This window comes from Vibrio sp. RE86, assembly GCF_013114545.1.
GTDB lineage: Bacteria > Pseudomonadota > Gammaproteobacteria > Enterobacterales > Vibrionaceae > Vibrio.
The window spans coordinates 210,223-235,614 of the sequence record NZ_VTXI01000005.1; the positions used below are offsets into that span (position 1 = coordinate 210,223).

Annotated in this window: 26 protein-coding genes, 1 riboswitch and 1 other annotated feature; of the genes, 17 read left to right on the top strand and 9 right to left on the bottom strand. The window is 44.5% G+C overall.

The features are described 5' to 3' along the window. Positions 1 to 129: 129 nt before the first annotated feature. Positions 130 to 399: a hypothetical protein gene (locus F0231_RS07355; RefSeq protein ID WP_171759069.1), complete on the top strand. Its 270-nt coding sequence runs from the start codon at positions 130 to 132 to the stop codon at positions 397 to 399. A 186-nt stretch (positions 400 to 585) separates the two neighbouring features. Continuing rightward, entirely contained in the window at positions 586 to 1,890 is a 1,305-nt protein-coding gene (locus tag F0231_RS07360; RefSeq protein WP_171759070.1) for an inosine/guanosine kinase, read from the top strand. Positions 1,891 to 1,990: 100 nt separating this feature from the next. On the opposite strand, the gene F0231_RS07365 is transcribed toward F0231_RS07360, so the two are convergent. Beyond that, entirely contained in the window at positions 1,991 to 2,398 is a 408-nt protein-coding gene (locus F0231_RS07365; RefSeq protein ID WP_171759071.1) for an H-NS family nucleoid-associated regulatory protein, read from the bottom strand. Positions 2,399 to 2,969: 571 nt separating this feature from the next. Then, a riboswitch (Lysine riboswitch) is annotated at positions 2,970 to 3,151 on the top strand. Positions 3,152 to 3,264: 113 nt separating this feature from the next. Between F0231_RS07365 and F0231_RS07370 the strand changes: the two genes are divergently transcribed. The 9 genes from F0231_RS07370 to hisIE all read left to right on the top strand — a co-directional run bounded on the left by F0231_RS07370 (position 3,265) and on the right by hisIE (position 12,416). Next, on the top strand, positions 3,265 to 4,866 hold the full coding sequence (locus F0231_RS07370; protein WP_171759072.1) for a Na+/H+ antiporter NhaC family protein: 1,602 nt from the start codon (positions 3,265 to 3,267) through the stop codon (positions 4,864 to 4,866). A 175-nt stretch (positions 4,867 to 5,041) separates the two neighbouring features. Beyond that, positions 5,042 to 5,179 (top strand) — a sequence feature (His leader region). A gap of 53 nt (positions 5,180 to 5,232) precedes the next feature. Continuing rightward, positions 5,233 to 6,129: an ATP phosphoribosyltransferase gene (gene hisG / locus F0231_RS07375; RefSeq protein ID WP_171759073.1), complete on the top strand. Its 897-nt coding sequence runs from the start codon at positions 5,233 to 5,235 to the stop codon at positions 6,127 to 6,129. A gap of 5 nt (positions 6,130 to 6,134) precedes the next feature. Continuing rightward, positions 6,135 to 7,433, top strand: coding sequence for a histidinol dehydrogenase (gene hisD / locus F0231_RS07380; protein ID WP_171759074.1), 1,299 nt, complete (start codon positions 6,135 to 6,137; stop codon positions 7,431 to 7,433). Positions 7,434 to 7,444: 11 nt separating this feature from the next. Next, on the top strand, positions 7,445 to 8,485 hold the full coding sequence (gene hisC, locus F0231_RS07385; protein ID WP_171759075.1) for a histidinol-phosphate transaminase: 1,041 nt from the start codon (positions 7,445 to 7,447) through the stop codon (positions 8,483 to 8,485). Between the two features lie 57 nt (positions 8,486 to 8,542). Beyond that, the gene (gene hisB / locus F0231_RS07390; RefSeq protein ID WP_171759076.1) at positions 8,543 to 9,616 is read left to right on the top strand and encodes a bifunctional histidinol-phosphatase/imidazoleglycerol-phosphate dehydratase HisB; all 1,074 of its coding nucleotides are present in this window, start codon (positions 8,543 to 8,545) and stop codon (positions 9,614 to 9,616) included. Between the two features lie 18 nt (positions 9,617 to 9,634). Continuing rightward, the gene (hisH, locus tag F0231_RS07395; RefSeq protein ID WP_171759077.1) at positions 9,635 to 10,249 is read left to right on the top strand and encodes an imidazole glycerol phosphate synthase subunit HisH; all 615 of its coding nucleotides are present in this window, start codon (positions 9,635 to 9,637) and stop codon (positions 10,247 to 10,249) included. Between the two features lie 42 nt (positions 10,250 to 10,291). After that, on the top strand, positions 10,292 to 11,029 hold the full coding sequence (gene hisA, locus F0231_RS07400) for a 1-(5-phosphoribosyl)-5-[(5-phosphoribosylamino)methylideneamino]imidazole-4-carboxamide isomerase (protein ID WP_171759078.1): 738 nt from the start codon (positions 10,292 to 10,294) through the stop codon (positions 11,027 to 11,029). Continuing rightward, on the top strand, positions 11,011 to 11,784 hold the full coding sequence (gene hisF, locus F0231_RS07405; protein WP_171759079.1) for an imidazole glycerol phosphate synthase subunit HisF: 774 nt from the start codon (positions 11,011 to 11,013) through the stop codon (positions 11,782 to 11,784). Before hisA ends, hisF begins: the two co-directional genes overlap by 19 nt. Next, positions 11,781 to 12,416 (top strand): bifunctional phosphoribosyl-AMP cyclohydrolase/phosphoribosyl-ATP diphosphatase HisIE, encoded by a 636-nt coding sequence (gene hisIE / locus F0231_RS07410; RefSeq protein ID WP_171759080.1) that lies wholly within the window; start codon positions 11,781 to 11,783, stop codon positions 12,414 to 12,416. The genes hisF and hisIE overlap by 4 nt, the downstream gene beginning before the upstream one ends. 96 nt (positions 12,417 to 12,512) lie before the next feature. On the opposite strand, the gene F0231_RS07415 is transcribed toward hisIE, so the two are convergent. Beyond that, positions 12,513 to 13,718 (bottom strand): putative manganese transporter, encoded by a 1,206-nt coding sequence (locus tag F0231_RS07415; protein WP_171759081.1) that lies wholly within the window; start codon positions 13,716 to 13,718, stop codon positions 12,513 to 12,515. Between the two features lie 374 nt (positions 13,719 to 14,092). Between F0231_RS07415 and F0231_RS07420 the strand changes: the two genes are divergently transcribed. Both F0231_RS07420 and F0231_RS07425 read left to right on the top strand, forming a co-directional pair. Continuing rightward, positions 14,093 to 14,998 (top strand): manganese-dependent inorganic pyrophosphatase, encoded by a 906-nt coding sequence (locus F0231_RS07420; RefSeq protein WP_171759082.1) that lies wholly within the window; start codon positions 14,093 to 14,095, stop codon positions 14,996 to 14,998. A gap of 69 nt (positions 14,999 to 15,067) precedes the next feature. Continuing rightward, positions 15,068 to 15,445, top strand: coding sequence for a DUF2750 domain-containing protein (locus F0231_RS07425; RefSeq protein WP_171759083.1), 378 nt, complete (start codon positions 15,068 to 15,070; stop codon positions 15,443 to 15,445). A gap of 4 nt (positions 15,446 to 15,449) precedes the next feature. On the opposite strand, the gene F0231_RS07430 is transcribed toward F0231_RS07425, so the two are convergent. The 7 genes from F0231_RS07430 to pspF all read right to left on the bottom strand — a co-directional run bounded on the left by F0231_RS07430 (position 15,450) and on the right by pspF (position 22,604). Further along, positions 15,450 to 16,238, bottom strand: a complete 789-nt coding sequence (locus tag F0231_RS07430) for a DUF2927 domain-containing protein (protein ID WP_171759084.1) — start codon at positions 16,236 to 16,238, stop codon at positions 15,450 to 15,452. Between the two features lie 8 nt (positions 16,239 to 16,246). Continuing rightward, the gene (locus F0231_RS07435; RefSeq protein WP_171759085.1) at positions 16,247 to 17,032 is read right to left on the bottom strand and encodes an ATP-binding cassette domain-containing protein; all 786 of its coding nucleotides are present in this window, start codon (positions 17,030 to 17,032) and stop codon (positions 16,247 to 16,249) included. Further along, the gene (locus tag F0231_RS07440) at positions 17,029 to 18,042 is read right to left on the bottom strand and encodes an oligopeptide/dipeptide ABC transporter ATP-binding protein (RefSeq protein WP_171759086.1); all 1,014 of its coding nucleotides are present in this window, start codon (positions 18,040 to 18,042) and stop codon (positions 17,029 to 17,031) included. Before F0231_RS07440 ends, F0231_RS07435 begins: the two co-directional genes overlap by 4 nt. Further along, complete coding sequence (gene sapC / locus F0231_RS07445; RefSeq protein ID WP_171759087.1) at positions 18,042 to 18,929, bottom strand: putrescine export ABC transporter permease SapC; 888 nt, start codon at positions 18,927 to 18,929, stop codon at positions 18,042 to 18,044. Before sapC ends, F0231_RS07440 begins: the two co-directional genes overlap by 1 nt. Further along, on the bottom strand, positions 18,916 to 19,878 hold the full coding sequence (locus F0231_RS07450) for an ABC transporter permease subunit (RefSeq protein ID WP_171759088.1): 963 nt from the start codon (positions 19,876 to 19,878) through the stop codon (positions 18,916 to 18,918). Before F0231_RS07450 ends, sapC begins: the two co-directional genes overlap by 14 nt. Then, positions 19,878 to 21,497: an ABC transporter substrate-binding protein SapA gene (gene sapA, locus F0231_RS07455; protein WP_171759089.1), complete on the bottom strand. Its 1,620-nt coding sequence runs from the start codon at positions 21,495 to 21,497 to the stop codon at positions 19,878 to 19,880. Before sapA ends, F0231_RS07450 begins: the two co-directional genes overlap by 1 nt. A gap of 114 nt (positions 21,498 to 21,611) precedes the next feature. Then, a complete protein-coding gene (gene pspF / locus F0231_RS07460) occupies positions 21,612 to 22,604 on the bottom strand; it encodes a phage shock protein operon transcriptional activator (RefSeq protein ID WP_171759090.1) in 993 nt (330 codons plus the stop codon). Between the two features lie 199 nt (positions 22,605 to 22,803). Here pspF and pspA point away from each other — a divergent pair, with 199 nt between their 5' ends. From pspA to F0231_RS07480, 4 genes are all read left to right on the top strand, one after another. After that, positions 22,804 to 23,472: a phage shock protein PspA gene (gene pspA, locus F0231_RS07465; protein WP_171759091.1), complete on the top strand. Its 669-nt coding sequence runs from the start codon at positions 22,804 to 22,806 to the stop codon at positions 23,470 to 23,472. Positions 23,473 to 23,551: 79 nt separating this feature from the next. Further along, the gene (pspB, locus tag F0231_RS07470; RefSeq protein ID WP_171759092.1) at positions 23,552 to 23,785 is read left to right on the top strand and encodes an envelope stress response membrane protein PspB; all 234 of its coding nucleotides are present in this window, start codon (positions 23,552 to 23,554) and stop codon (positions 23,783 to 23,785) included. Then, complete coding sequence (gene pspC / locus F0231_RS07475; protein WP_171759093.1) at positions 23,778 to 24,167, top strand: envelope stress response membrane protein PspC; 390 nt, start codon at positions 23,778 to 23,780, stop codon at positions 24,165 to 24,167. Before pspB ends, pspC begins: the two co-directional genes overlap by 8 nt. A gap of 193 nt (positions 24,168 to 24,360) precedes the next feature. Continuing rightward, positions 24,361 to 25,392: an efflux RND transporter periplasmic adaptor subunit gene (locus tag F0231_RS07480; protein ID WP_171759094.1), complete on the top strand. Its 1,032-nt coding sequence runs from the start codon at positions 24,361 to 24,363 to the stop codon at positions 25,390 to 25,392.

Below are 25,392 nucleotides of genomic sequence, written 5' to 3' on the forward strand. Positions count from 1 at the left end.
AGCACAGCAGTGGGACAGATCCGAGACTGAAATCACACTTCCTATTTTCACTATATCTGCGAATTTACGAGTATAGATTGCCTATATATGGCATAGTGGGCGGAATTCAAGTTAAGGCGAGAAATAAATATGACTGATGAAAATCAGATGATGGGTGAAGAGCAGCTAATTGAGGTTATAGAGAATCAGTTAGAAGATGGAAACCCGATCAAAGCCAAAGAAACACTGATGCGTTTAATGATGATGGGGACGCCTCGTGAAGATGCAGTAGCGATGATGGCATGTGCCGTTGCAATCGAAATATTTGACGTGATGAAAAACGGCAATGAGTTTGATCTAAAACGTTACTCTGAAAATTTAGACTCCTTGCCTGACTTAGGTTTCATGGAAGGCGAGTAATCTATTTTGGCGAGAGAGTATTACTTCTACTCTCGCCTTTTTTCCCTCTTATATATTACATTCAGATTTAATTCCTTCCTGCAAACGTTTGCTATAATTCCGATTGTTGCCGAGCTAACCCGCGCGATGTAGAATCCCGCTTCCTTTCATCCCTTATTCAGAACCCTTTACGGCAGAAAAATATCTATGAAATTTCCTGGTCAACGTAAATCTAAGCATTACTTTCCTGTTCATGCTCGTGATCCTCTAGTGAGCCAAGCTCAAGAAAGCAAGAAGATGTCACGCACGCATATTATTGGTATCGATCAAACCTTAGTTGATATTGAAGCAAAAGTGAGCAGTGAACTGATCGAAAAATACAATCTGAGTAAGGGACACTCTTTAGTTATTGATGACGTAACTGCAGAAGCTTTATATAACGAGTTAAAGGACTGTGAGCTGATCACCAATGAGTATGCAGGTGGAACGATCGGTAACACTCTACACAACTATTCTGTATTAGCGGATGACCGTTCAACACTGCTGGGTGTAATGAGCCAAGATATTAAGATTGGTAGTTACGGTTACCGTTACCTTTGTAACACTTCAAGCCGCATGGATCTTAACCATCTGCAGGGTGTTGAAGGCGCGATTGGTCGCTGTTTTGCGTTAATCACTGAAGATGGTGAACGTACGTTTGCAATCAGTGAAGGCCAAATGAATCAGCTCAAACCTGAAAGCATCCCAGAAAAGATCTTCAAAAATGCATCAGCACTTGTTTTGACGGCTTATTTAGTTCGTTGTAAAGAAGGCGACCCAATGCCAGAAGCGACAATGAAGGCTATTGAGTATGCAAAGAAATATGAAGTACCGGTTGTTCTGACGTTAGGGACTAAATTTGTTATTCAAGATGACCCTAAATTCTGGCAAGACTTTTTGCGTGACCATGTTTCAGTTGTCGCAATGAATGAAGACGAAGCGGAAGCATTAACGGGTGAAGCCGATCCTCTTGCTGCTTCAGATAAAGCGTTAGATTGGGTGGACTTAGTTTTGTGCACCGCGGGACCTGTGGGCCTGTTTATGGCTGGTTACACTGAAGAAGCAGCAAAACGTGAAACGTCACTGCCGCTCTTACCGGGTAGTATTGCAGAATTTAACCGCTACGAATTTAGCCGCCCTGCATCAAAAGATTTATGTGAGAACCCGATTAAGATCTATTCCCACATTGCACCATATATGGGTGGCCCAGAGAAAATTAAAAACACCAATGGAGCGGGTGATGCGGCGTTATCTGCACTTCTTCATGATATGGCGGCAAATAAATACCATAAAGAGAATGTGCCAAACTCAAGCAAACACGCGCACTCTTACTTGACGTATTCATCATTTTCTCAAGTATGTAAGTATTCAAACCGCGCTAGCTACGAAGTGCTAGTTCAGCACTCTCCTCGTTTATCTCGTGGTTTACCTGAGCGAGAAGACAGCTTAGAAGAAGCGTACTGGGAACGTTAATCTTAATATTAAGCCTCATTATCATGAGGCTTTTTCTTTGCGAGACGAATAAAAAAAGCGCCAAATAGGCGCTTTTTTAAATAACAATTCTAATAACGAATTAGATTAGAAAATCTTCTAGTGATTTGCCTGCATCTAACTGGTCTTGGATTGCTGAAGGAGTACGGCCTTGACCTGTCCAAGTTTTTTCTTCGCCTGACGCATCTACAAACTTATATTTTGCAGGGCGTGGTGCGCGCTTAGATTTTGGTTTGCTTGCAGTCTCACCTGATAATGCGTTTAGTACCGCTTCTTTATCTAGGCCAAGAGATTCAATTTGCTTAGCAATTTCGGCAAGTTTAGCTTGTTGTTCAGCCTGTGCTTCACGTTCAGCTTCTTCTGCTTCTTTACGTTCAGTAACAACAGTAGTTAATTTATCTAGAGCTTCTTCTAGCTGCTCTAAAGTTAGCTCACGCGAAAATGCACGTAGGCTACGAATGTTTAAAAGTGTCTTTGTTAATTCCGACATTTATTCATCTCTTCATAATATAAGTTGCCGATATAAGAATCATAAACGCCTAAAAAAAATAATACAATCACTACAGTGTAAATTTAATTAATTTATTAGTTCAATTAATTAAACAAATTGCTTATATCGAATTAAAAGTCTGGCGTTAGGTTTTGGTGAATCAAATATTGTACGTTGAATATTTCAATTTGGTTTCATATGGAATTGAAAGTGTGCTTTATCAAGTTTACTGAAATTTATATGTCTTGCATTATGAATCCTAAACGGAATGCTAGTTTACCTTATCAAAGCATTATTTGAATTAACGCTCCAAACGATACCCATTTATAGGTACGTAAATACAGATTATCGATTCAACTTCTATCATGAAAAGTAGTAGACGAACTTCGTATCAAGATGAATATTCATCTTCCGTGGAAGCTTAGGCAGAGCTTGTTGCCTATAAAAGTAACCATAAAATTGGAATGATATGTTGAAATGGTGCTTTAGATAAGTACAATGGGCGCCACCTAATGCGAAGTGTTGGTTAAATTGTTGTTAAAATGACTTTTCAATAGTTTAAAACTTCATCACTCGCGGTAGAGGAGCGAAATAAATAAGTAATGTTTGTTGGGGTGATGCCAATGAACAAACAGGAAAGGTTATTTCGCCGAAGTGGGTATCCATATCAAAGGTGCTCGCTGGGGTTACACTCGAAAGGGGTAACACTGCCATAGTCTATAATTTGTAAAACTATGGAGCGCTACTGTAGGGCTGGGATAAGCATTCGCTTTCCCGTCGCTTAACTTATCTATTTGTCTAGAAATGATTTCTGGCTTTTAGTCTGCAGTAGATCTCTAACCATTTATTACTGGTTTTTGAAGATCATGAATTTAATTGATTTTGCATCATCTCCTTTATCTCTTTTGCCGCCAATCGTGGCTTTGAGTCTTGCTATCCTTACACGTCGCGTTCTTGTTTCGCTTGGTGTTGGTATAGTTCTTGGCGCTATTCTACTGAATGATTACTCAGTAGGTGGTGCTCTTAGCTATGTTGGTTCAACCGTTTCTAGCGTCTTTATTGAAGATGGCGGTATCAATACCTGGAATATGAGTATTGTCGGCTTCTTGCTACTACTTGGTATGATGACCGCGCTGTTAACACTTTCAGGTGGTACACGTGCATTTGCTGAGTGGGCGCAAACACGTGTTAAGAGTAAACGTGGTTCTAAACTTCTCGCGGCTTTCTTAGGCGTTTTCATTTTTGTTGACGATTACTTCAATAGTCTAGCTGTTGGTGCGATCTCTCGTCCTGTTACTGACCGTTTCTATGTATCTCGTGCGAAGCTAGCGTATATTCTTGACTCTACTGCAGCGCCAATGTGTGTGATCATGCCGGCATCAAGCTGGGGCGCATACATCATGACGATCATTGGTGGTATTCTAGTTTCTCACGGTATCACTGAGTATTCTGCGCTAGGTGCATACGTACGTTTGATCCCAATGAACTTCTACGCGGTATTTGCGCTGCTAATGGTGTTCGCTGTAGCGTGGTTTGGCCTAGATATCGGTAAGATGCGTGAGCATGAAATTGCGGCGTCTCGTGGCCACGGTTTTGCAAAAGAGCAGGCTGAAGATTCAGAAGAAGCACACGAGCTGAACGAAGAGCTAGATATAGAAGAGAGCGCAAGCGGTAAGGTTTCTGACCTAGTACTTCCAATCGTTTCTTTGATTGTAGCAACAGTAGCGTCAATGCTTTACACCGGTGGTCAAGCACTTGCGTCTGATGGCGTTGAGTTCAATCTACTTGGTGCGTTTGAAAATACAAATGTAGGCATGTCGCTTATTTATGGCGGTATCGTTGGTCTAGTTGTTGCGTTGTTCACAGTGGTTAAGCAAGGCATCGCATTTAGCGAGATCTCACGTACTCTTTGGATTGGTGCTAAATCTATGTTCGGCGCAATCCTAATCCTTGTATTTGCATGGACAATCGGTTCAGTTATCGGTGACATGAACACGGGTAAGTACCTATCGACACTGGCTCAAGGTAACATCAACCCACATTGGCTACCTGTTATTCTGTTCCTACTTTCTGGTTTAATGGCGTTCTCTACGGGTACATCTTGGGGTACATTCGGCATCATGTTACCGATTGCAGGTGACATGGCTGGTGCAACTGATCTTGCGCTGATGCTACCAATGTTAAGTGCGGTACTTGCAGGCTCTGTATTTGGTGACCACTGTTCTCCAATTTCAGATACGACAATCCTATCGTCTACGGGTGCCCGTTGTAATCACATTGACCACGTCGCGACTCAGTTGCCTTACGCGCTGTCTGTTGCTGCTGTTTCATGTATTGGTTTTATCACGCTAGGTATGACAGCTTCAGTTGGTCTATCGTTTGCAGTTTCATCTGTTGCGTTTGTCGCGGTTTGTGTATTGCTATCTATCCTATCTAAGTCAAAGATGGCGAGCTGTCAAAGCGCGTAATGTGTTGATTGATAATGACTAAAAAGGGAGCGTTTGCTCCCTTTTTTATTTGTATATTACAAAATGAAAAAAGTTTAAATAAATGGTTGAAAAATGTTGTCGCCTTGGTTAGTGTGGATATCAACAAAGCGAAACATTGAGAGCTTATAAGTATGCGTAATTTAGTCATGAACATTCATCATCACCATCACCCAGTCTAGTCTTTCGGGAGATGTACGCATACCCGGGGGACAGGAAACTCCCGGAGGCTATAATCGCAAACTACAAGATTAAGAACCCTCGGGAGAACAAACTCTTCCGAGGGTTTTTCAATTTTATAGCCTAAACAAATTTACAAATTACAAAATCTTGCACAGGGATACCGCAATGCAAACACAACGCCTAAGAATCGCAATCCAAAAGAAAGGCCGCCTAAGCAAAGAGTGCCAAACTCTACTTAAAAAATGTGGCGCTAAATTTAACATCATGGGCGAGCGTCTTGTCGTACACGCCGAAAACATGCCGATTGATCTTCTTCTTGTTCGTGATGATGACATCCCAGGTCTAATTATGGATGGTGTGGTTGACCTTGGTTTTATCGGTGAAAATGAATTAGAAGAAGTACGTTTAGACCGCAAAGCCTTGGGTGAGCCTTCTGATTTTGTTCAACTGCGTCGTTTGGACTTCGGTGGTTGCCGACTTTCGATCGCGATTGATAAAGACGAAGAGTACAACGGCCCACAAGACTTAGCTGGCAAACGTATCGCGACAACTTACCCACAACTGCTAAAAGCGTATATGGATGAGCAAGGTGTACCGTTCTCAACATGTATGCTGACTGGCTCAGTTGAAGTAGCGCCGCGCGCAGGTCTTGCGGATGCAATCGCTGACCTAGTCTCAACGGGTGCAACGCTTGAAGCCAACGGCTTAAAAGAAGCAGAAATCATCTTCAAATCTAAAGCAACGTTAATCCAACGAACGGGCGAATTTGATGCAGATAAGACTGCGCTGATTGAAAAGCTGTTGACTCGAATGCAAGGTGTTCAGCAAGCGAAAGAGTCTAAATACATCATGCTGCACGCACCAACAGACAAGCTAGAGCAAATCAAGTCTCTTCTACCTGGCGCAGAAGATCCAACAGTACTTCCTCTGTCTACAGACAAAGACAAAGTGGCGGTTCACCTAGTAAGTACTGAGAACTTGTTCTGGGAAACCATGGAGCAACTAAAAGAGCTAGGTGCAAGTTCTATTCTTGTTCTTCCAATCGAAAAAATGATGGGGTAACTAGGATGAGAACGGTCGTTTGGCAATCATTAAGTGAAACGCAACAAGATTCAATCTTAGAGCGTCCTGCTATTACTGAAGGCGCGAATATTACCGCGGCAGTTTCTGAAGTTATTGCTAAAGTGCGTACTGAAGGAGATGCAGCATTACGTGAGCTGACAGCAAAATTTGATGGAGTGACTCCAGAGTCTATCCGTGTATCTGAGCAAGAAGTTGACGAAGCGTGTTCGCGTCTGTCTGAGCAGATGAAGCAGGCACTCGAACAAGCATACTCGAACATTGCTAAGTTTCACAAAGCGCAAAAACCACAACCTATTAAAGTTGAAACTCAACCAGGTGTGGTATGTGAGCAAGTAACTCGTCCGATTCAGAAAGTAGGTTTGTACATTCCAGGAGGAAGCGCGCCGTTACCTTCAACGGTCCTTATGCTGGGTGTGCCTGCCAAAATCGCGGGTTGCCACAAAGTCGTTCTTTGTTCTCCACCACCTATTGCTGACGAAATCTTATATGTAGCAAAGCTTTGTGGCATTGATGAAGTTTATAACGTAGGTGGCGGCCAAGCGGTTGCAGCGATGGCCTACGGTACTGAAACGGTATCTAAAGTCGATAAAATCTTTGGTCCAGGCAATGCATACGTGACAGAAGCAAAGCGTCAAGTAAGCAATGATTTCCGTGGTGCCGCTATTGATATGCCAGCTGGCCCTTCGGAAGTGCTAGTACTGGCTGACGACACAGCAGATGCAGATTTCATTGCGGCGGATCTGTTGAGCCAAGCGGAACACGGCCCTGATTCTCAAGTTGTTCTTGTGACACCATCACCAGTGATTGCCGACCAAGTGACGGATGCAGTCCAAAAGCAGCTTAAAAAACTTTCTCGTGCTGACATTGCAGAAAAGGCCTTAGCATCTAGTTTGATCATTATTTCAGAATCGCTAACTCAAGCGGTATCAATCTCAAACTATTACGGTCCAGAACACTTGATCGTGCAGACTAAGAACCCACGTGAGCTTCTACCTCTGTTAGACAACGCTGGTTCTATCTTCTTGGGTGATTGGTCACCAGAGTCAGCGGGTGATTACGCGTCAGGGACTAACCACGTTCTGCCTACCTACGGCTATACGCGTACATACTCAAGCCTCGGCTTAGCGGATTTTTCTAAGCGTATGACAGTTCAAGAGCTGAGTGCAGAAGGTTTACAAACCCTAGCACCAACTGTAGTGACGATGGCTGAAGCGGAAGGTCTAGATGCACACAAGCGCGCGGTAACGATTCGAGTAGAAAAGCTTGCAGCGAAAAACGCATAAGGAAAGTTGAGATGGAAAAGCTAGCACGTAAACAAGTCCAACAATTGACGCCTTACCTTTCTGCTCGACGTATTGGCGGTAGTGGGGATGTTTGGCTCAATGCTAACGAATCGCCATTCGACAACGAATATAAAACGGATTTTTCTCGTTTAAATCGTTATAGCGAATGTCAGCCAAAAGAGCTTATCGAAGCTTATGCTGCCTATGCTGGAGTGAAGCCAGAGCAGACCCTGACATCACGTGGTGCTGATGAAGGAATTGAGCTTCTGATCCGTGCCTTTTGTGAGCCAGGGGAAGATTCAATCCTTTACTGTCCACCAACATACGGCATGTATTCAATCAGTGCTGAAACAATTGGAGTTGAGCGTAAAACGGTTCCTCTAACAGCCGATTGGCAGCTTGACCTTGATGGGATTGAAGCGAACTTAGATACAGTTAAAGTTATTTTTGTATGTAGCCCAAACAATCCAACAGGTAATCTAGTTAATCGTGAGGACATCATCTCACTGCTAGAGATGACCAAAGACCGCGCAATCGTCGTAATGGATGAAGCGTATATCGATTTCTGTCCAGAAGCATCGACGAAAGATCTTCTTGAACAGTACTCAAACTTAGCAATCTTACGCACGCTTTCAAAAGCTTTTGCGTTAGCTGGTCTTCGTTGCGGGTTCACGCTGGGCAATGAAGAGCTAATCAATGTGCTGCTTAAAGTGATTGCACCGTATCCAGTGCCTATTCCTGTCGCGGATATTGCTACTCAGGCGTTATCTGAAGCAGGCTTGGCTCGTGCGAAATATCAGGTTCTCGATCTTAACGCTAACCGTGCCTATTTACAGGTAGGTTTAACTATGATCCCAGGCCTTGAGATTTTTGAGGGGTGGGGCAATTACCTACTGGTCAAATTCCCTGACGGTGACGCACTGTTTAAAGCCGCGTGGGACAACGGAATTATTCTTCGTAATTCGCCTATCGAAAACTGTGTTCGCATTAGTATTGGTAGCCGAGATGAGTGTGAAAAAACACTTGGCTTTATTAGAAATTACTACAACTAACCATTTTTAGCTCTTGCCCTTTGCAGGAGCTACCTATTTTGAAATAAGGAAGTTCGAGTGAGCAAGCAACAAAAAATCCTATTTATTGACCGTGATGGCACTCTGATTGTTGAGCCGCCGGTTGATTTTCAAGTAGACCGTTTAGATAAACTCAAGTTAGAACCATTTGTTATTCCAAGCTTGCTGTCACTGCAAGACTCGGGTTACCGTTTGGTTATGGTGACTAACCAAGATGGTCTTGGCACAGATAGCTACCCTCAAGATGAGTTTGATGCTCCACACAATATGATGATGGAGATCTTCGAATCGCAAGGCGTTAAGTTTGACGATGTTCTAATCTGCCCGCACTTTGAAGAAGACAACTGTTCATGCCGTAAACCAAAGTTAGGCATGGTGAAAGAGTACCTTCAAGCTGGTAAAGTAGACTTCCAAAATTCTGTCGTGATTGGTGACCGTATCACCGATCTTCAACTGGCAGAGAACATGGCAATTCAAGGCATTCAATACAACCCTGAAACCATGGGGTGGAAGCAGATCCTTAAAGATCTAACGGTGAAAGCTCGAGTTTCAGAAGTGGTTCGCACTACCAAAGAGACCGACATCAAAGTTCGCGTGAATCTTGATGAGCAAGGCGGGAACCAAATTTCTACTGGCCTCGGTTTCTTTGACCACATGCTTGATCAAATCGCAACGCACGGTGGCTTCCAGATCGTATGTAACGTTGAAGGCGACCTACATATTGACGATCACCACACCATCGAAGATACAGCCCTTGCTCTTGGTTCTGCTCTGAAAGAAGCATTAGGCGACAAACGTGGAATTGGTCGATTTGGTTTCAGCCTGCCTATGGATGAGTGTCTAGCACAGTGTGCATTAGACCTTTCTGGCCGCCCTTATCTGAAGTTTGATGCTGAGTTCAGCCGTGAACAAGTGGGTGACCTGTCGACTGAGATGGTGGTTCACTTCTTCCGCTCATTGACAGACACACTAGCTTGCACGCTGCACCTATCTTCAGCGGGTAACAACGACCACCACATCATCGAAAGCCTATTTAAAGCCTTTGGCCGTACTATGCGTCAAGCAATCAAGGTTGAAGGTAATGAACTGCCAAGTAGCAAAGGAACGCTGTAACAGCGAAAGGATTAGATAATGAAAGATCAAAAAGTCGTCATTATTGATACAGGGTGTGCCAACGTTTCATCGGTAAAGTTCGCGATTGAACGTCTTGGTTACCCAGTCACTATCTCTAAAGAGCCTGAAGTTGTTCTTAGCGCAGATAAGCTATTCCTGCCAGGGGTTGGAACTGCAAGCGAGGCGATGAAGAACCTTGCTGAACGAGATTTGATTGAGCTGGTGAAGAAGGTTGAAAAACCGCTGCTTGGTATCTGTCTTGGTATGCAATTACTGGGCAAAGTATCTCAAGAGAAAGGCCAAAAAGCCGATGAGCTTGTTGAATGTCTAGGCCTTTGTGAGGGCGAAGTGAAACTGCTAGAAACCGGTGAACTTCCGCTTCCACACATGGGTTGGAATACGGTGAAAGCTAAGCCTGAACACCCACTGTTTAAAGAGATTGAAGAAGGTGAGTATTTCTACTTTGTACATAGCTTTGGTATGCCAGTAGGCGGTTACACCATCGCAGAATGTGAGTACGGCAAGCCATTCACAGCAGCTGTGCAAAGTGGCAACTACTATGGCGTGCAATTCCACCCAGAGCGCTCTTCAAAAGCAGGCTCAAAACTGATTCAGAATTTCCTAGAACTGTAGTTCGCTAGGGCAAATAGATCCTAAGGATAAGGACATAACGAAGTGATTATTCCAGCACTAGATTTAATTGAAGGTCAGGTAGTTCGCCTTTATCAAGGTGACTACGGACAAGTAACCGAGTACAAAGTTGATCCAGCTGAGCAGTTTAATCTGTATCACCAAGCAGGCGCTGGTTGGCTGCACCTTGTCGACTTAACAGGTGCAAAAGACACGACGGCACGTCAGTTAGATCTGATTGCCAAGCTTCTGGCTAGTACACCAGCAAACATTCAGATTGGTGGCGGTGTTCGATCTGAGCAAGACGTTGTCGATCTACTAGAAGCAGGCGCACAACGCGTGGTTGTAGGTTCCACCGCTGTAAAACAACCAGAGCTTGTTAAAGGTTGGATGGAAAAATACGGTGCAGAAAAAATCGTTTTAGCACTGGACATCAATATCGATGAAAGCGGTACGCGTAAAGTCGCGATTTCTGGCTGGCAAGAAGATTCAGGCGTAACCATCGAAGCCTTGATTGATGATTACCTAACCGTTGGTCTAAAGCACGTGCTTTGTACCGACATTTCACGCGATGGTACGTTAGAAGGATCAAATGTAGAGTTGTACGTTGACCTATGTAAGCAATATCCTCAGGTTCAATTCCAGTCTTCCGGTGGTATTGGCTCTCTAGGGGATATTGAAGCACTGAAAGGTACTGGCGTGTCAGGTGTGATTGTTGGTCGTGCGCTACTTGATGGTAAGTTCACAGCAGAGGAGGCATTTGAATGTTGGCAAAGCGAATAATCCCTTGCTTGGACGTACGCGATGGTCAGGTGGTGAAAGGTGTCCAGTTCCGTAACCATGAAATCATCGGTGACATCGTCCCTTTAGCACAGCGTTATGCTGAAGAAGGCGCAGATGAGCTGGTTTTCTACGATATTACGGCTTCAAGTGATGGTCGTGTGGTTGATAAAAGCTGGGTACAGCGCGTAGCAGAAGTTATCGACATTCCTTTTTGTGTCGCTGGTGGCATCAAGTCAGCAGAAGATGCAGCGCGAATTCTAGAGTTCGGTGCTGATAAGGTATCCATCAACTCTCCAGCACTGGCCAATCCAGAGCTGATCACTGAGCTTGCAGATAAATTTGGCGTTCAGTGCATTGTTGTCGGTATCGATTCATACTACGACAAAGAAACAGGCAAATATCAGGTTTACCAGTTCACTGGTGATGAAGCGCGTACTAAAGCTACTCAATGGGAAACCAAAGATTGGGTGCAAGAAGTGCAAAAGCGCGGTGCTGGTGAAATCGTACTTAACATGATGAATCAAGATGGTGTGCGTAACGGTTACGACCTAGAGCAGCTCAATATGGTTCGAGAAGTGTGTAACGTGCCATTGATTGCTTCAGGCGGTGCGGGAGCTATGGAACACTTTGCTGACGCTTACAAGCAAACAAACGTAGATGGTGCACTTGCTGCTTCGGTGTTCCACAAGCAAGTCATCAACATCGGTGAACTGAAACAATATCTAAAACAACAAGGTGTAGAGGTGCGTGTATGAGTTTTGCCACCGCAGAAGTAAACACTCTGATTGAAAAAATAAACTGGGAGAAGGTCGATGGCCTTGTTCCTGCAATTGTTCAAGACTTCCAATCAAGCCAAGTGCTAATGATGGGTTACATGAACCAAGATGCGCTGAAGAAAACGGCTGACACGGAACAGGTGACCTTCTTCTCACGCACTAAAGAGCGTCTTTGGACTAAGGGTGAAACCTCAGGCAACGTGCTTCGACTCGTGAATATGCAGTTGGACTGTGATAACGATACGTTGTTAGTGAAAGTAAATCCTATTGGCCCAACTTGTCACCTAGGTAACACGACATGTTGGGATGTTGACCCACAGGAAGAGAGCCAAATGGTGTGGCTTCATCAACTTGAGCAACTACTGGCTGCCCGCAAGGACGCCGATCCAGAATCTTCTTACACTGCACATCTATATTCACGTGGCACCAAGCGTATTTCGCAGAAAGTGGGCGAAGAAGGCGTTGAAGTCGCGCTTGCGGCGACGTCGGGTGATAAGGCGGAGCTAGTATGTGAATCAGCAGACCTCATTTATCACCTAATGGTACTTCTTCAGGACCAAGGTTTGTCGATGAATGATGTGGTGAATAAACTGAAAGAGCGTCACAAATAATACGTTTCACTTAGCATAAATAAGCGCCCTCAAACGAGGGCGCTTTTTTGTGTCATACCAATCTTATTGTATGTGACTTAGCCAAGGTTGTTAGCGTTATAATTCAAATAGGAAGTAGTAGCCGTAGCCCACAATAAACGCGGGAATAGCTGAATAGATGGTAGCGACAAGTGCCGCTTTTGGTGCAAGCGCAATCGCAGGGAATAGTGCGTCACCATCATTAGAAATGGCATTAGCTAGCTGGGCTGACAATGGTACTGCGCCCGAAATATAGAGGCTCGTTACCAAAATTTGTGGTCCACAGCCAGGAAGCAAGCCAATAGCAACGCCCATAAGTGGCATCCAAACACCCCATCCAGACAATGTCGTTGCTAAATCGATCTGTCCGAAGAAAGTAATCAGTTCGAAAGCCATAAAGGCGAGGATAACCCAAGCGGTAACAAAGTTGGTATCTTGCGCTGCTTTTTGAATTGGATGAGATGAAATCTGCTTTTTGTCTTCAGAAACTGTCGATTCGTAATCTTTGATCTCTTTAGTAACAGACCACAGCAACATACTGACAATGATAAGCGTCGCGCCAAGCCACTCAATACTCATATCCGGTAGATGAAGCAGGGCGTTAATGTCGACTTGAAATGAACCCAGAGCAGCAATGATGGTTGCAGGTACGAGTAACCATTTCCAGAAAGCACCTTGGAGGTTAATCGCTTTCTTTTCAAAACTACTCGAATCGTCGTTTTGGCAACTGAATCGTTCTGTCAAAGCGCTCATTTCTGGGCGAAGGAAATCGTCTTTATGAATCGCATTGACGACCCAGCCTGACATTGCACCGACAAACACTCCAAGCGCTACTACAGCAAGCCCTAAGTCTGGCTGACTGGCTAACAGCAAGAAGGCGGCGTCGCCCATTGTAGAAGTAAGAACGGCAACGATGGCACCGAACCCGACTCGTCCACTAACAAATTGAGTCGTGACAATAATAGCGCCTCCACACCCAGGAAGTGCGCCAAGCAAAGCCGCGAAAAACACTTGATGATCTCGAGACGAGTTGTACAAATTGACGATTTTGCTTTCTCGATTGATGAACACCGAAAGGTAGTGGTAGATCGCTAAAGTAAAAGCGACATAGCTTGATACTGCCCAGAAAGCATCGGAAAGCGTATTGACCGTAACGTCGCGCGTCACGTCCGATGCGACTAAAGCAAGAAGTGTCACTGGCAATATTAGGCGTTTATATACCGGACGAAATTGATTCAGTGATAGCCAACTTGGTACGGAAAAAGAAAGTCTTAGAGAATTCATAAGCCGACAATGTGTTAATGCGAATTATTATCAACTATATGTTAATGAGAATTATTTGCAATAAAATATTTGGAGAATCTGCACAAAGTCTCCTACCGAGCGTGCAAAACAGCCAAAGATTGTGAGAAGCGACATGAAAATACAGTACGGATAACAAGATGAATAAGTCAGTGCTTAATGCCGCTACAGCTCGTTGATTTGGCGCTTTAGGTGCTAAACTTAAAAGTAGGCCAGCATACGAAGTGGCTTTTGTCATGCCTTATGCGTAAATATTCTTTTTCGAGCCGATGACAAATTGCCAAAAACAGGTAAAATGTCGGGTTTGTGAGTAATGGTCCCTAGTTGGGAAGAAATATAGTCAGATAGGAAAAAAGATGATTCTAGTTGTAGGTCACAAGAACCCTGATAGCGATAGTATCTGTAGTGCACTAGTAGCAACTGAGCTACTAAAAGCTCGTGGCGTTGAAGCTATGCCAATTCGCCAAGGTGATATTAACCGTGAAACTCAACACATTCTTGAAGTTGCGGGTGCAGAAGTTCCTGAACTACGTACTTCAGTGGCTGGCGAGAAAATCTGGCTAGTAGACTACTCAGATCTAGCTCAAGCACCTGATGATGTGGCTGAAGCAGAAATCCTAGGTATCGTTGACCACCACCGTCTAGGTGATGTGATGACAGTGAACCCAATGGAAGCGTGGATCTGGCCTGTTGGTTGTACTAACACAGTACTGTTCAACATGTTCAAGATTGAAGGTCATGCAATCACTCCACAAATCGCTAAGCTAATGATGTCAGCTATCCTATCTGACACAGTAGGTTTCGCGTCTCCAACTTGTACTCAGAAAGATAAAGATGCGGTTGAAGAGCTAGCAGCAATTGCAGATGTAGCAGACGTTGACGCATTCATTAAAGATCTTCTGATTGCGAAAACAAACATCGAAGGCCTATCAGCAGCTGAACTTGTTGAGAAAGACCTAAAAGGTTACCCATTCAACGGCCGTGATGTTGTTGTTGGTCAGGTTGAGCTTGCGACTCTTGAGCAAGTTGATGGCATGATTGAAGCGCTAGAAGCAGACCTAGAAACTCGTTGTGAGAAAGACGGTCTAGCATTTGCCGCTGTAATGCTAACAGATATCACTACTGCTCAAACTCGTCTACTGTTCAAAGGTGAGTGGGCTGAGAAGCTAGTTAAGCACGAGAAAGATGGCGTGCTAATGATGGAAAACACACTAAGCCGTAAGAAGCAAGGCTGGCCTTGGCTACAAACTGAGCTAGTTTAATTTCTAAGCGAATGTAGATTCTAAACGCCCATGGCCATGCCGTGGGCGTTTTATTTTTGGAGAGATACTATGTCACTTTCGAAAGAGCAGCTAGAAACTGTCAATAAAATGCGCCCAGATGAGCGTTTTAACTACTGTATCAAAGAGATTGCTAACCATCGTAAGGTGTGGATTCTAACCGATGAACATGGCTGTGTGATGCTCAACACTGAAGATGAGGATTGTGTACCAGTTTGGCCTCATGAAGAGTTTGCAGCTCAATGGGCAACAGGTGAGTGGGAACACTGTAAACCAGAATCCATTTCAACAGCGAAGTGGTTTAGTCGTTGGACACACGGTTTAGAAGACGATGAGCTGTCAGTGGTTGTTTTCCCAAATGACAATGAAGAGGGTGTGGTTCTTTATCCTGACGAGTTTGAATTCGAACTGAAAAAACGCGCTAAGTAACGCTCTAGTAACCCACTAGAATAAATAGCTCACCACTTTTGGCGACAGAAACGGCACCGTTAAGCGTGCCGTTTTTTTTATACTGCACCAAAAGCTTTTTCACTATAGGTTTAACCTGTGACTCCGTCATTCCGACTTTAAGTTCTGGCTCGTAAAGCAGTTTAAGTAAAACAACATCAAGTGGGGAAAGAAGATCCTCGGGAGTATTGTCGTTAAAAATTGACGGATAGGCGCTGTCAGAATCGTTAGGTAAGCCGAGTACTTGGGTAATCTCTTCGACAATGCAGGCCAGCAACTTACCTTGTTCTCTTGCCTGGTCGACCGGAATAATAATAGCGGCAGAGTGAATTGAACTGTCACGATTTTTCCTAAAACCTGCTTTACAAATCGCCCCTTTAATATTCTTCAGAGAGGATGTTCCCATCTCGCGTTCTATGTCTTCCCGCCACAATGATTCACGAGTGTAGACCCAGATGATATTGGCTTGTTCTCGAGTTGATACTCGCTCGATTGGGTGGCCAGTAATCTGGCTCAAATGGTTGAGGTGAGCATTGGTTAATGAGTCATGGAGTTCTTTATCATCAACCCGATGTTGAACCCAAATTTTGATGGGCTGACGCCATTTCATCAGAGGCTTTTTGCCCTCGGAATACTCGTTACGCAGTGCGACATTGATGAACGCTGTTGAGACAAATTGGGGATCAAGCCACGTTTGCTGAGTGGTGTAAGCAAACCCACCAAAAGAGAAAGTCAGTACAGAAAACGCCAATATTGTTGATGCTATCCTTAGCATAACGAATCCTATTTAAAACAAGTCGCTTTGTTGAAGTGGCTCTCGACTAAACGTTGTGTGATAGGGTGAGCAGGGCAAGTGAGTATCTGATGAGTTTCCCCCGCTTCTACTACGTTCCCCTCGTGCATCACCATGACTTTATCTGTGATGTGTTTCACTACGCCAATATGCTGAGACACATAGATAAAGGAGACGCCCATCTCTTCTTGAAGCTCGAGAAATAGGTTGATGATTTGCGAGCGCATAGCCATGTCTAAGCCGTTTAGTGCTTCGTCTGCGACAATAACTGAAGGTTGCAGAATCAACGCTCTAGCAAGGCAGACACGCTGTTTTTGACCCGTAGCTAACATTTGCGGATAGAAATAAGCGTGCTCAGGTAACAACCCAACTCGTAGAAGCGTCTCTTTAACGCGCTTTATTCGTGCCTCTGGAGGCATGTTGGTATTTCGCTTAAGTGGACCTTCCAAAATACGACCAATTTGGATCCTTGGATTTAAAGAGGTGTTTGGATCTTGGAAAATCATTCGAATCAGCTTACAGCGAGTCGAATAGTCTTTATGTTCCAGAAGCTCGCCATTCACGCGAATCTCGCCAGATGACGGTTCTACCACACCCGCTAGCATTCTAGCCAACGTCGACTTTCCTGACCCATTTTGGCCAATAAACCCAATCGTTTGTCCTGCTTCTAAGCTGAAGCTAACGGGTTTCACCGCCTCCTGAACCTTTTTACGGAAAAGGCCTGAACGCGTCACAAACGACTTAGATAGGTCGCTGACTTCAAGTAATGCACTCATGCTTTTTTCTTCTCCCGCTCTTTTGGCGTGTGATTCAATGGGAAGTGACAAGCGAACTTGTGATTTTTGATACGACGTGTCATCGGAATCTCTACACATTGGCGCTGAGCATAAGGGCAACGAGGGCCCAATCGACAACCAATTGGTAAGTGCTGAAGCGGTGGAATCGTTCCTGGTAATGACTGAAGTTTCTCTTTATGAGGGATCCAGTCATTGAAATCAGGCATCGCTTTCAGTAGCGCGACCGTGTAAGGATGCTTAGGTTTATCTAACAGTTTTTTAGTATCAGCAGACTCAACTGACTGACCGCAGTACATAACGGTGATACGAGTTGCCCATTGTGTAATGGTCGTCAAATCGTGGCCGATCAACATGATCGACGTGTTATGAAGTTGGTTCATTCGGCTGAGCAAACGCAAGATCTGTGATTGCGTGATAGGGTCAAGATCGTTGGTTGGTTCATCTGCGATCAACAACTTTGGCTTGGCCGCGATCGCCATTGCGATCATGATCTTTTGACATTCCCCGTCAGTTAACTCATAAGGATAACTGTGCATCACACGGTGGTGGTCTTTAATACCGACTTTGTGAAGTAGGGTGACAGCTTGCTTTTTCCGCCATTTGAAGCGCTCCCACCATTTCCCCTCAAATGAGCGAGATGGGATGGCTTCAATCAACTGACGACCGACTTCTTCCGATGGATCTAAACAGGTTGAAGGCTCCTGAAAGATCATGGCAATATCACGCGCAATAACACGTCGACGCTCTTTTGGTGTGAGCTGAAGTAAATCGACATTACCCAGTCGCATGCGGTCTGCAGTGACTTTCCAGTTCTCTTTACAAACGCCAACAATCGCTTTAGCCACCAAGCTCTTACCAGAACCTGATTCGCCTACTAAACCACGAATCTCACCTTCGTTCAGAGTCAAGCTCATACGATCGACAGCTTTCATTAACCCTTGCGGAGTTTCAATCTCAATCGTTAAATGTCGAATATCGAGTAATGGCATTATTCAATCCCCGCATTCAGAGCTTGACGTACACCTTCACCTACAAGGTTGATGACAATAACCGTAAACATAATGGCTAGACCTGGCAGGGTTACTGTCCAAGGTGCTAAGTAAATAAGCTCAACGGAGTCACCTAGAATTGCGCCCCATTCTGTACTTGGTGCTTGCGCTCCCAAACCTAAAAAGCCTAACGCCGTAATATCTAGAATAGCAATGGAGAGGGCGAGGGTAACTTCTGAAGCGATAACGACCAAAATATTGGGCAATATTGAATTCCACAGAAGGTAAAAGTCATTTGCGCCATCGAGTCGAGCCGCCATGATGTAGTCTTTTTCGACCTCTGTGTGCACAGCAATGTAGACCGAGCGAATGAAGCGAGGGATCAGAGCCAGACAGATCGCGAGTAAAATGTTGAACTCACCGAAGCCTAAAAAGGCGACAAATATGATCGCAAGCAGTAGGGACGGGATAGACATGACCGTATCAAGTAGGTGGTTTAGCGTACTTGAAAGTAAACCTTTCGTCATACCGGCTAGAACACCAATAAAGCAGCCGACGATAGCCGCAATCGCTGTGATGATCACTGCTGCGCCAAAGGTGAGTTGAGAGCCTTCAATAAGACGCGAAAGAATGTCTCGACCTAGGTCATCAGTGCCTAAAAAGTACTCAACGGTACCCGCTGGGTTCCACGAAGGTGGAATAAGGAGTTCACCAGTTTGTGCTTGTGGGTCATGAGGCGTAAGCCATGGTGAAACAAGCGTAATCACAATGATTAGCGCTAAACACCAAAGTCCGAACATGGCTAGATTATTCGCGCGATAACTGCGCCAGAATCGCTCTAGTTGAGTAGGAATGCGTTCTTCTTGGTAGACGTTATCGGTGAGCATACCACTCTTTCCTTACCAATGGGTTGATCATTGCGCCGATCAAATCCGATAGAATATTTGCCGTGAGAACCAAGGTCGCAACTACGATTACACCCGCTTGAATAGCAACGTAGTCTTGGTTTGAAAGCGCATCAAGCAGCCAGCGACCAATACCAGGCCAGTTAAAAATGGACTCAGTAATAATCGCAAGGGTCAACATACTTGAAAGCTGGACACCAATCTTCGGAATGATAGGGGGGATCGCGTTACGCAGGACATGTTGGGTAACGATTTCATGAGTCGATAAACCTTTGATACGCGCTGCTCGAATGTAGTTTTGTCCCATGACTTCAGCCACTGAAGTACGCATTAAGCCAACGACCTGAGTTGTCGGTGCGAGAGCAAGAACCAAACACGGCAGAATAAGGTGCTCAATCACGCTTTGAAGGGCGTGAGCTCGATATGCGCCGTCAGCGAAAAAGGCATCGATTAACGCAAAACCGGTTATGTGGTCAATTTGATACAGTAAATCGTAGCGCCCCGCGACCGGGAAAATTTCGAAATGCAGTGAGAAGATCATAATCATCAACAGTGCAATCCAAAACAGCGGTGCTGAATACCCTGACATTGAAGTAAAAGAGATCGCGGTATCAATCCATTTGCCTTGTTTCATGCCTGCGATGGTACCAAGTGGAATACCAATCAACAGAGAAATCACAAAGGCAATTAAACACAACTCTAATGTTGCTGGGAATACGACTCTTAGCTCGTCAATAATGGGAATTCCAGCACTCGTAACGCCAAAATTGAGCTGCATAAGCTCACCTAAATAGTCTAACCAACCGCTCCAGAACTCCTGTATTACCCAAGGTGAGTTTGGTTCTAAGCGTAAAATACTAAAGCCCACCATGGTGAGAATGAGCAGAGTAATAATGAAAAGATTCAGGCGTCTCACTGTGTAAAGTAGCATTAGTTCACCCTCTCTACAGCGTCAAATGGTTGCGCATTAAATGGACTGACTTTGAACCCTTTTAAAGAGACGTCATGGGCTTGCAACTGCATGCCATGGTTAAGTGGAATCACAGGAAACTCTTCATTAAGAATGTTTTGCGCTTGCTTGTACAAGTTAAGGCGATAGCGTGGTTTATCAACTTCTAGCGCTAGGTCGAGCAAAAAGTCGAAGTCAGGGTTACACCAACTTGAAACGTTAAGCCCCGCACGTTCAGACCCACATGAGAGTAGTGGTCGCAAAAAGTTGTCCGGGTCGCCCGTGTTAGCAATCCAACCTGTTAGGTACAAGTCGATATTGGTGTCGTCATTTAAATTGGAACGTACGAATCGATCGTCGGTTACCAACTTCAGTGTAATGCCGACATCTGCAAGGTTTGCTTGTATCAACTCGGCGGTTTTCCGAGGACTTGGATTAAAGGCTCGAGGCTCCAAAGGTACTGACATGGTCAATTCCAAACCCTTGCTGTAACCAGCGTCACGCAATAAGGCAATTGCGTAGTTACGGTCATAACGAATCTGAACAGCGTCTTTATGATACGCCCAAGATGAAGGTGGAAGTACAGAGTAGGCCTGACTTCCGGTACCGTAGTAAACCGAATCGAGAATATTCTGTCGGTTAATCGCGTAATTCAGAGCTTTTCTTACACGTGCATCATTGAGCGCTGGGTGGGCAGTATTCACAGCAACAAAAGAGATATTCATCGCAGGTTTAGCCGTTAGTTCAATGTTGTCATGACGTTCAATGATTGGCAGTTGGCTAGAGAGTGGGGAATTAAGTACGTCGCACTCTTGGCGTAACAGTTTCGCTAGGGTGCCTGTTCCGCGCTGTGAAATATCAAATACGACCTGGTTCATTTTAGGTTGCGCTTTCCAGTATTGGCGGTGGCGCTTTAGACGAATCAAGTCATTCACTTGGTACTCAGCAAGGTAGAAAGGTCCTGTGCCTACAGGGTGGCTATCCAGCATGCCTTTTTCATCAGCCAGCTCGAGTTGCCCAGCATACTCTTTAGAATGAATAACGGCATGGCTAGTGGCAATATTCGATAAAAAGCTGTTATCAGGTCGGCTAAGGGTAAACTTCACCTTGTATTGAGAGAGTGCAACGACATCAACAACAAGGTTTTGAAAATCGATTCCGCTAAACCACGGGTAGAGCCCACTTCCGACATAATGGAAAGGGTTTGAGCTGTCTATGATACGACGAAAGCTGAATACCACGTCTTCAGCGTTCATGGTACGAGAAGGGGTGAACCAAGCCGTGTTTTGGAACGCGACCCCTTTTCTAAGAGTAAAAGTGTACTCTGTGCCTGCTTGGTTAACTTGCCAGTCGGTAGCAAGGCTAGGGACAGGTTGATAGCTTTGGTTATCAAGGGTCAGCAGGGTATTAAAAAGCTGTGGGCTTAGGGTTTCAGGCGTGATGCCGCTATCCACTAATTGTGGATTAAACGTTGAAGGGCCACTTTGGCCACAATAGACAAATCCTTTTTGACGGATTTTGTCATGATCGATCTCTTCACCACAGCCAACCAGCAGGCCGAGGCCAAATAAACCTAATGTAAATCGAATGAATGCTTTCATAGAAAGAACTTGTCTGAGACAAAGCACAATGGAACTCACCATTATGCCTTAATATCCTTATAATTTACCACTATTTACCTAAGTAAACCAAAGTAAAACCACACTTTGGGTAAGCTAACTCTCATTGGTTATATCGTACTTTCTGACCATGCCGCGAAGTTGGTGGTAGCTTAGTCCCAATAGGTCTGCCGCCTTACGTTGATTGAATTGGCTTTGATTCAAGGCTGATTTAAGTATGAGTTGGTCTTGCTCTTCTTGCCACTGTTTGTAATTGATAGGAAAAGTAAAAGCAGGTTGAGTCGATGTTTGCTCTTCATTGTTCGGTTCAGGTTGCGTCTCCCAGCCTGACTGAAATGGATCGAAGATGAGATTTTCAATAGGTGTCTCTTGTTGACCATGTTGATAGACCGCACGTTCGATGACGTTTTTCAATTCACGGACATTACCCGGCCAAGCATAGCTCAGCAGGCTATTTTCCGCTTGCGAGCTAAAGCCGACAAAGTAGTCAAAACCCAACTCTCGACACATTTTGATTGCATAGTATTCCGCAAGGAGCATGATGTCTTCCTTACGTTCTCTCAGCGGTGGAAGATGAATGACATCAAACGCTAAACGGTCGAGCAGATCGGCTCTAAATTCCCCGCTTTTAGCCATTTCTGGTAGGTTCGCATTAGTCGCACAAACCAGCCTTACATTCGCATTAAGGAGTTGGTGACCACCCACACGCTCGTACTGGCCATATTCGATGACACGAAGCAGCTTTTCTTGTACTAGTAGTGGTGCTGTTGCGAGCTCGTCCAAAAAAAGTGTTCCGTTTTCAGCACGTTCGAATCGACCCTTATGGCGACCTTTTGAGCCCGTAAACGCACCTTGTTCATGACCAAACAGTTCGGAATCAATCAGCCCTTCACTCAGCGTAGAGCAGTTTAATGAGATTAATGGCTGATCCCACCGCTTCGATAAGTAGTGCAAGCGTTGGGCAATGAGCTCTTTACCGGTTCCGCGTTCACCGATAATAAGAACCGGACGCTCGATTGCGGCCAACTTAGAGACTTTATCGAGCACAGCCAGAAAGGCAGGTGACTCGCCGATAAGATTTTGCTGCATACAAACACTCCGTGGTGAAATTTACCAACTATCGGTTAAATTCATCACATATCGATTTGGCTTTCAATGCTGAATTTATTAAGTTAATGATTTATATAGAAATTAAACTTGGCACGTTACTTGGAACACTATTTGTGAAACCAAATGAATCTGGGGCGTGGATGTCACGCACCAACTAAAACCAATAAGGAGCTCAGCTATGGGTATTTTTTCTCGATTTGCAGACATCGTTAATTCAAACATCAGTGCTCTTTTAGATAAGGCAGAAGATCCTGAAAAGATGATTCGCCTAATCATCCAAGAAATGGAAGACACACTTGTCGAAGTGCGTACTAACTCCGCCAAAGCGATTGCTGATAAGAAAGAGTTGGCACGCAAAGTGGAATCGATTGACGCGACCATTGAAGAGTGGCAACAAAAGGCAACTTTGGCGCTAACCAAACAGCGTGAAGATTTGGCTCGTGCAGCGTTAATCGAAAAGCAAAAACTGCAAGACATGTTAAAAGGCTTGCATACAGAACAAACGCTAGTGGAAGAGACGATTGAAAAACTCACCGGCGAAATCAGCAAGCTAGAGACAAAAATCACGGAAACACGTGCAAAGCAGCAAGCTCTTGCTATTCGTAGTCAAACGGCTTCAAACCGTCGTGACGTGCAAAAGCATCTTCATACTGCTCGAACTAGCGAAGCGATGGCTAAGTTTGAGCAATACTCGCGTAAAATTGATGAGATGGAAGCAGAAGCAGACTTATACGCTAAAACTGGCAATGCAAAATCTCTCGATCAAGAGTTCGCTGAACTACAAGCTCAAGATGAGATTGAGCAAGAGCTAGAGAAACTGAAAAAGCAAATGGAAGAGAAAAAGTAATTTCTGTCTGTTTTTGTTAGTTTAGCTAGGTTGGTAAGTGGGGATGAGTGCTCACTTACCTCATTATAAGGAGTTGTCTATGTCGTCATTTCTCATTGCTGGTCCACTGATTGTTTTTTTGATCTTTGTAGCCCCTTTGTGGCTTTTCTTGCACTACCGCAGCAAAAAAAATGCGAGTACGGGGTTATCTCAAGAAGATCTACAGCGTTTAGAGTCTTTGTCTGATAAAGCGGAAAAGATGCAAAAGCGAGTGGAAACGTTAGAGCGTATTTTGGATTCAGAAACACCAACCTGGAGGCGCCGATATGAATAAGCGAGAGCTGTTTAGAGATACAACTAATGGCAAGATCAGCGGTGTTTGCGCGGGTTTGGCTAACTACTTCTCTCTTGAAGTATGGCTAGTCAGGATCTTGGTGATTTCTGCTGCTTTATTGGGTGGTAGCTTCCTTGTCTTGCTAGCGTATATTGCTATGACATTAATGCTTGAAAAGCAGCCTGCAAACTATGTCGAAGCAATGAAAGCGGAACAAGACCACAAGTTGAAGAATAAGCCTTGGAAACAGGGTCAAACGCCAGATGTGCTACTCAATACTATTGAAAAAGACTTTGAGCAGCTTGAAGTGAAAGTTAGAGGGTTAGAAGCGTACGTTACCTCAGATGCTTTTAAGGTTGACCGAGAATTTAAAACGCTTTGATCGCGAGACCTATTTGACGTGTTAGTAGCGGTAGTGATTAACAATCGTACCAAGGCATTAACTTAAAACTGCGACTGTATCCCCATATAAAGGCAAATTACTAATTTTCATAAGAATTTAGTATTTTGTCGGTGGAAGTCACGTTAGCATTCATCTATCTTTGTAACTAATAGCTACAAATGGATGATTGACTATGCATAAATCTATTTTGCTCCTTGCAATGACCGCTGCGCTAAGTGGCTGTGGTAAGGAGCTTCCTCCTGTTCCTGAGCCTGACTCTAGGCCCGCCAAGCTTTTCACAGTTTCTGTAGGTAACGCCCAGTTTGAACGAAATTTTCCTGCTACCTCAGAAGCTGGTGACAAAGCGGTTTTGGCATTCCGTGTTCCCGGTCAAATGCAATCCATTGATGTTCTTGCTGGCCAGCCAGTTAAGAAAGGTGATGTTTTAGCGTACCTAAACCCAGATGAATACTCGTTACTGGCGAAACAAGCACAAGCGCAATATCGCTTAGCAGAAGTACAGTACGAGCGTTATAAAAAGCTTCGTAAAGACAAAGTGGTATCTGAGCAAGACTTTGACCAAGCGAAGGCAAATCATAACTCGGCTAAAGCGTCACTTGAGCAAGCTCGAGCAAACTTACGCTACACCAAATTAGTCGCGCCTTATGACGGTACTATTTCGTTAGTTCCTGCCGAAACACATGAATACATTGCTGCCAAAGAAGGGGTAATGAATATTCAAACCAACCAATTGATGAAGGTGATTTTCCAGTTACCTGACCACCTATTGAACCGTTTTGCCAGTGGCGTAAACCTTGTAGCCACAATGACGTTTGATGCCTTTCCCGAAAATAAATACGAGCTGATGTTTCAAGAAGTTGATACAGAAGCGGATCCAAAAACTGGTTCATACAAAGTGACTATGGTGATGGAACGACCTCGTGATGTCGGTATTTTGCCGGGGATGGCCGGTGCGGTGCACGTTGCTGTTGAGTCAACGGGGGCAACGCGCATCCCTGAATCGGCGATTATGGAAGAGAGCGGACAGAAGTATGTTTGGCGCGTAGATAACCAGGGCATTGTGGCGAAAGCACAGGTTAAGTTGAACGAAAAACGTCAGGTAAAAAGTGGCCTTAACGAAGGTGACCAAATTATCGTGTCAGGTGTCGGTGGTATAGAGCCGGGTATCAAAGTTCGTGAATGGATTAAAGAGCGAGGGCTATAA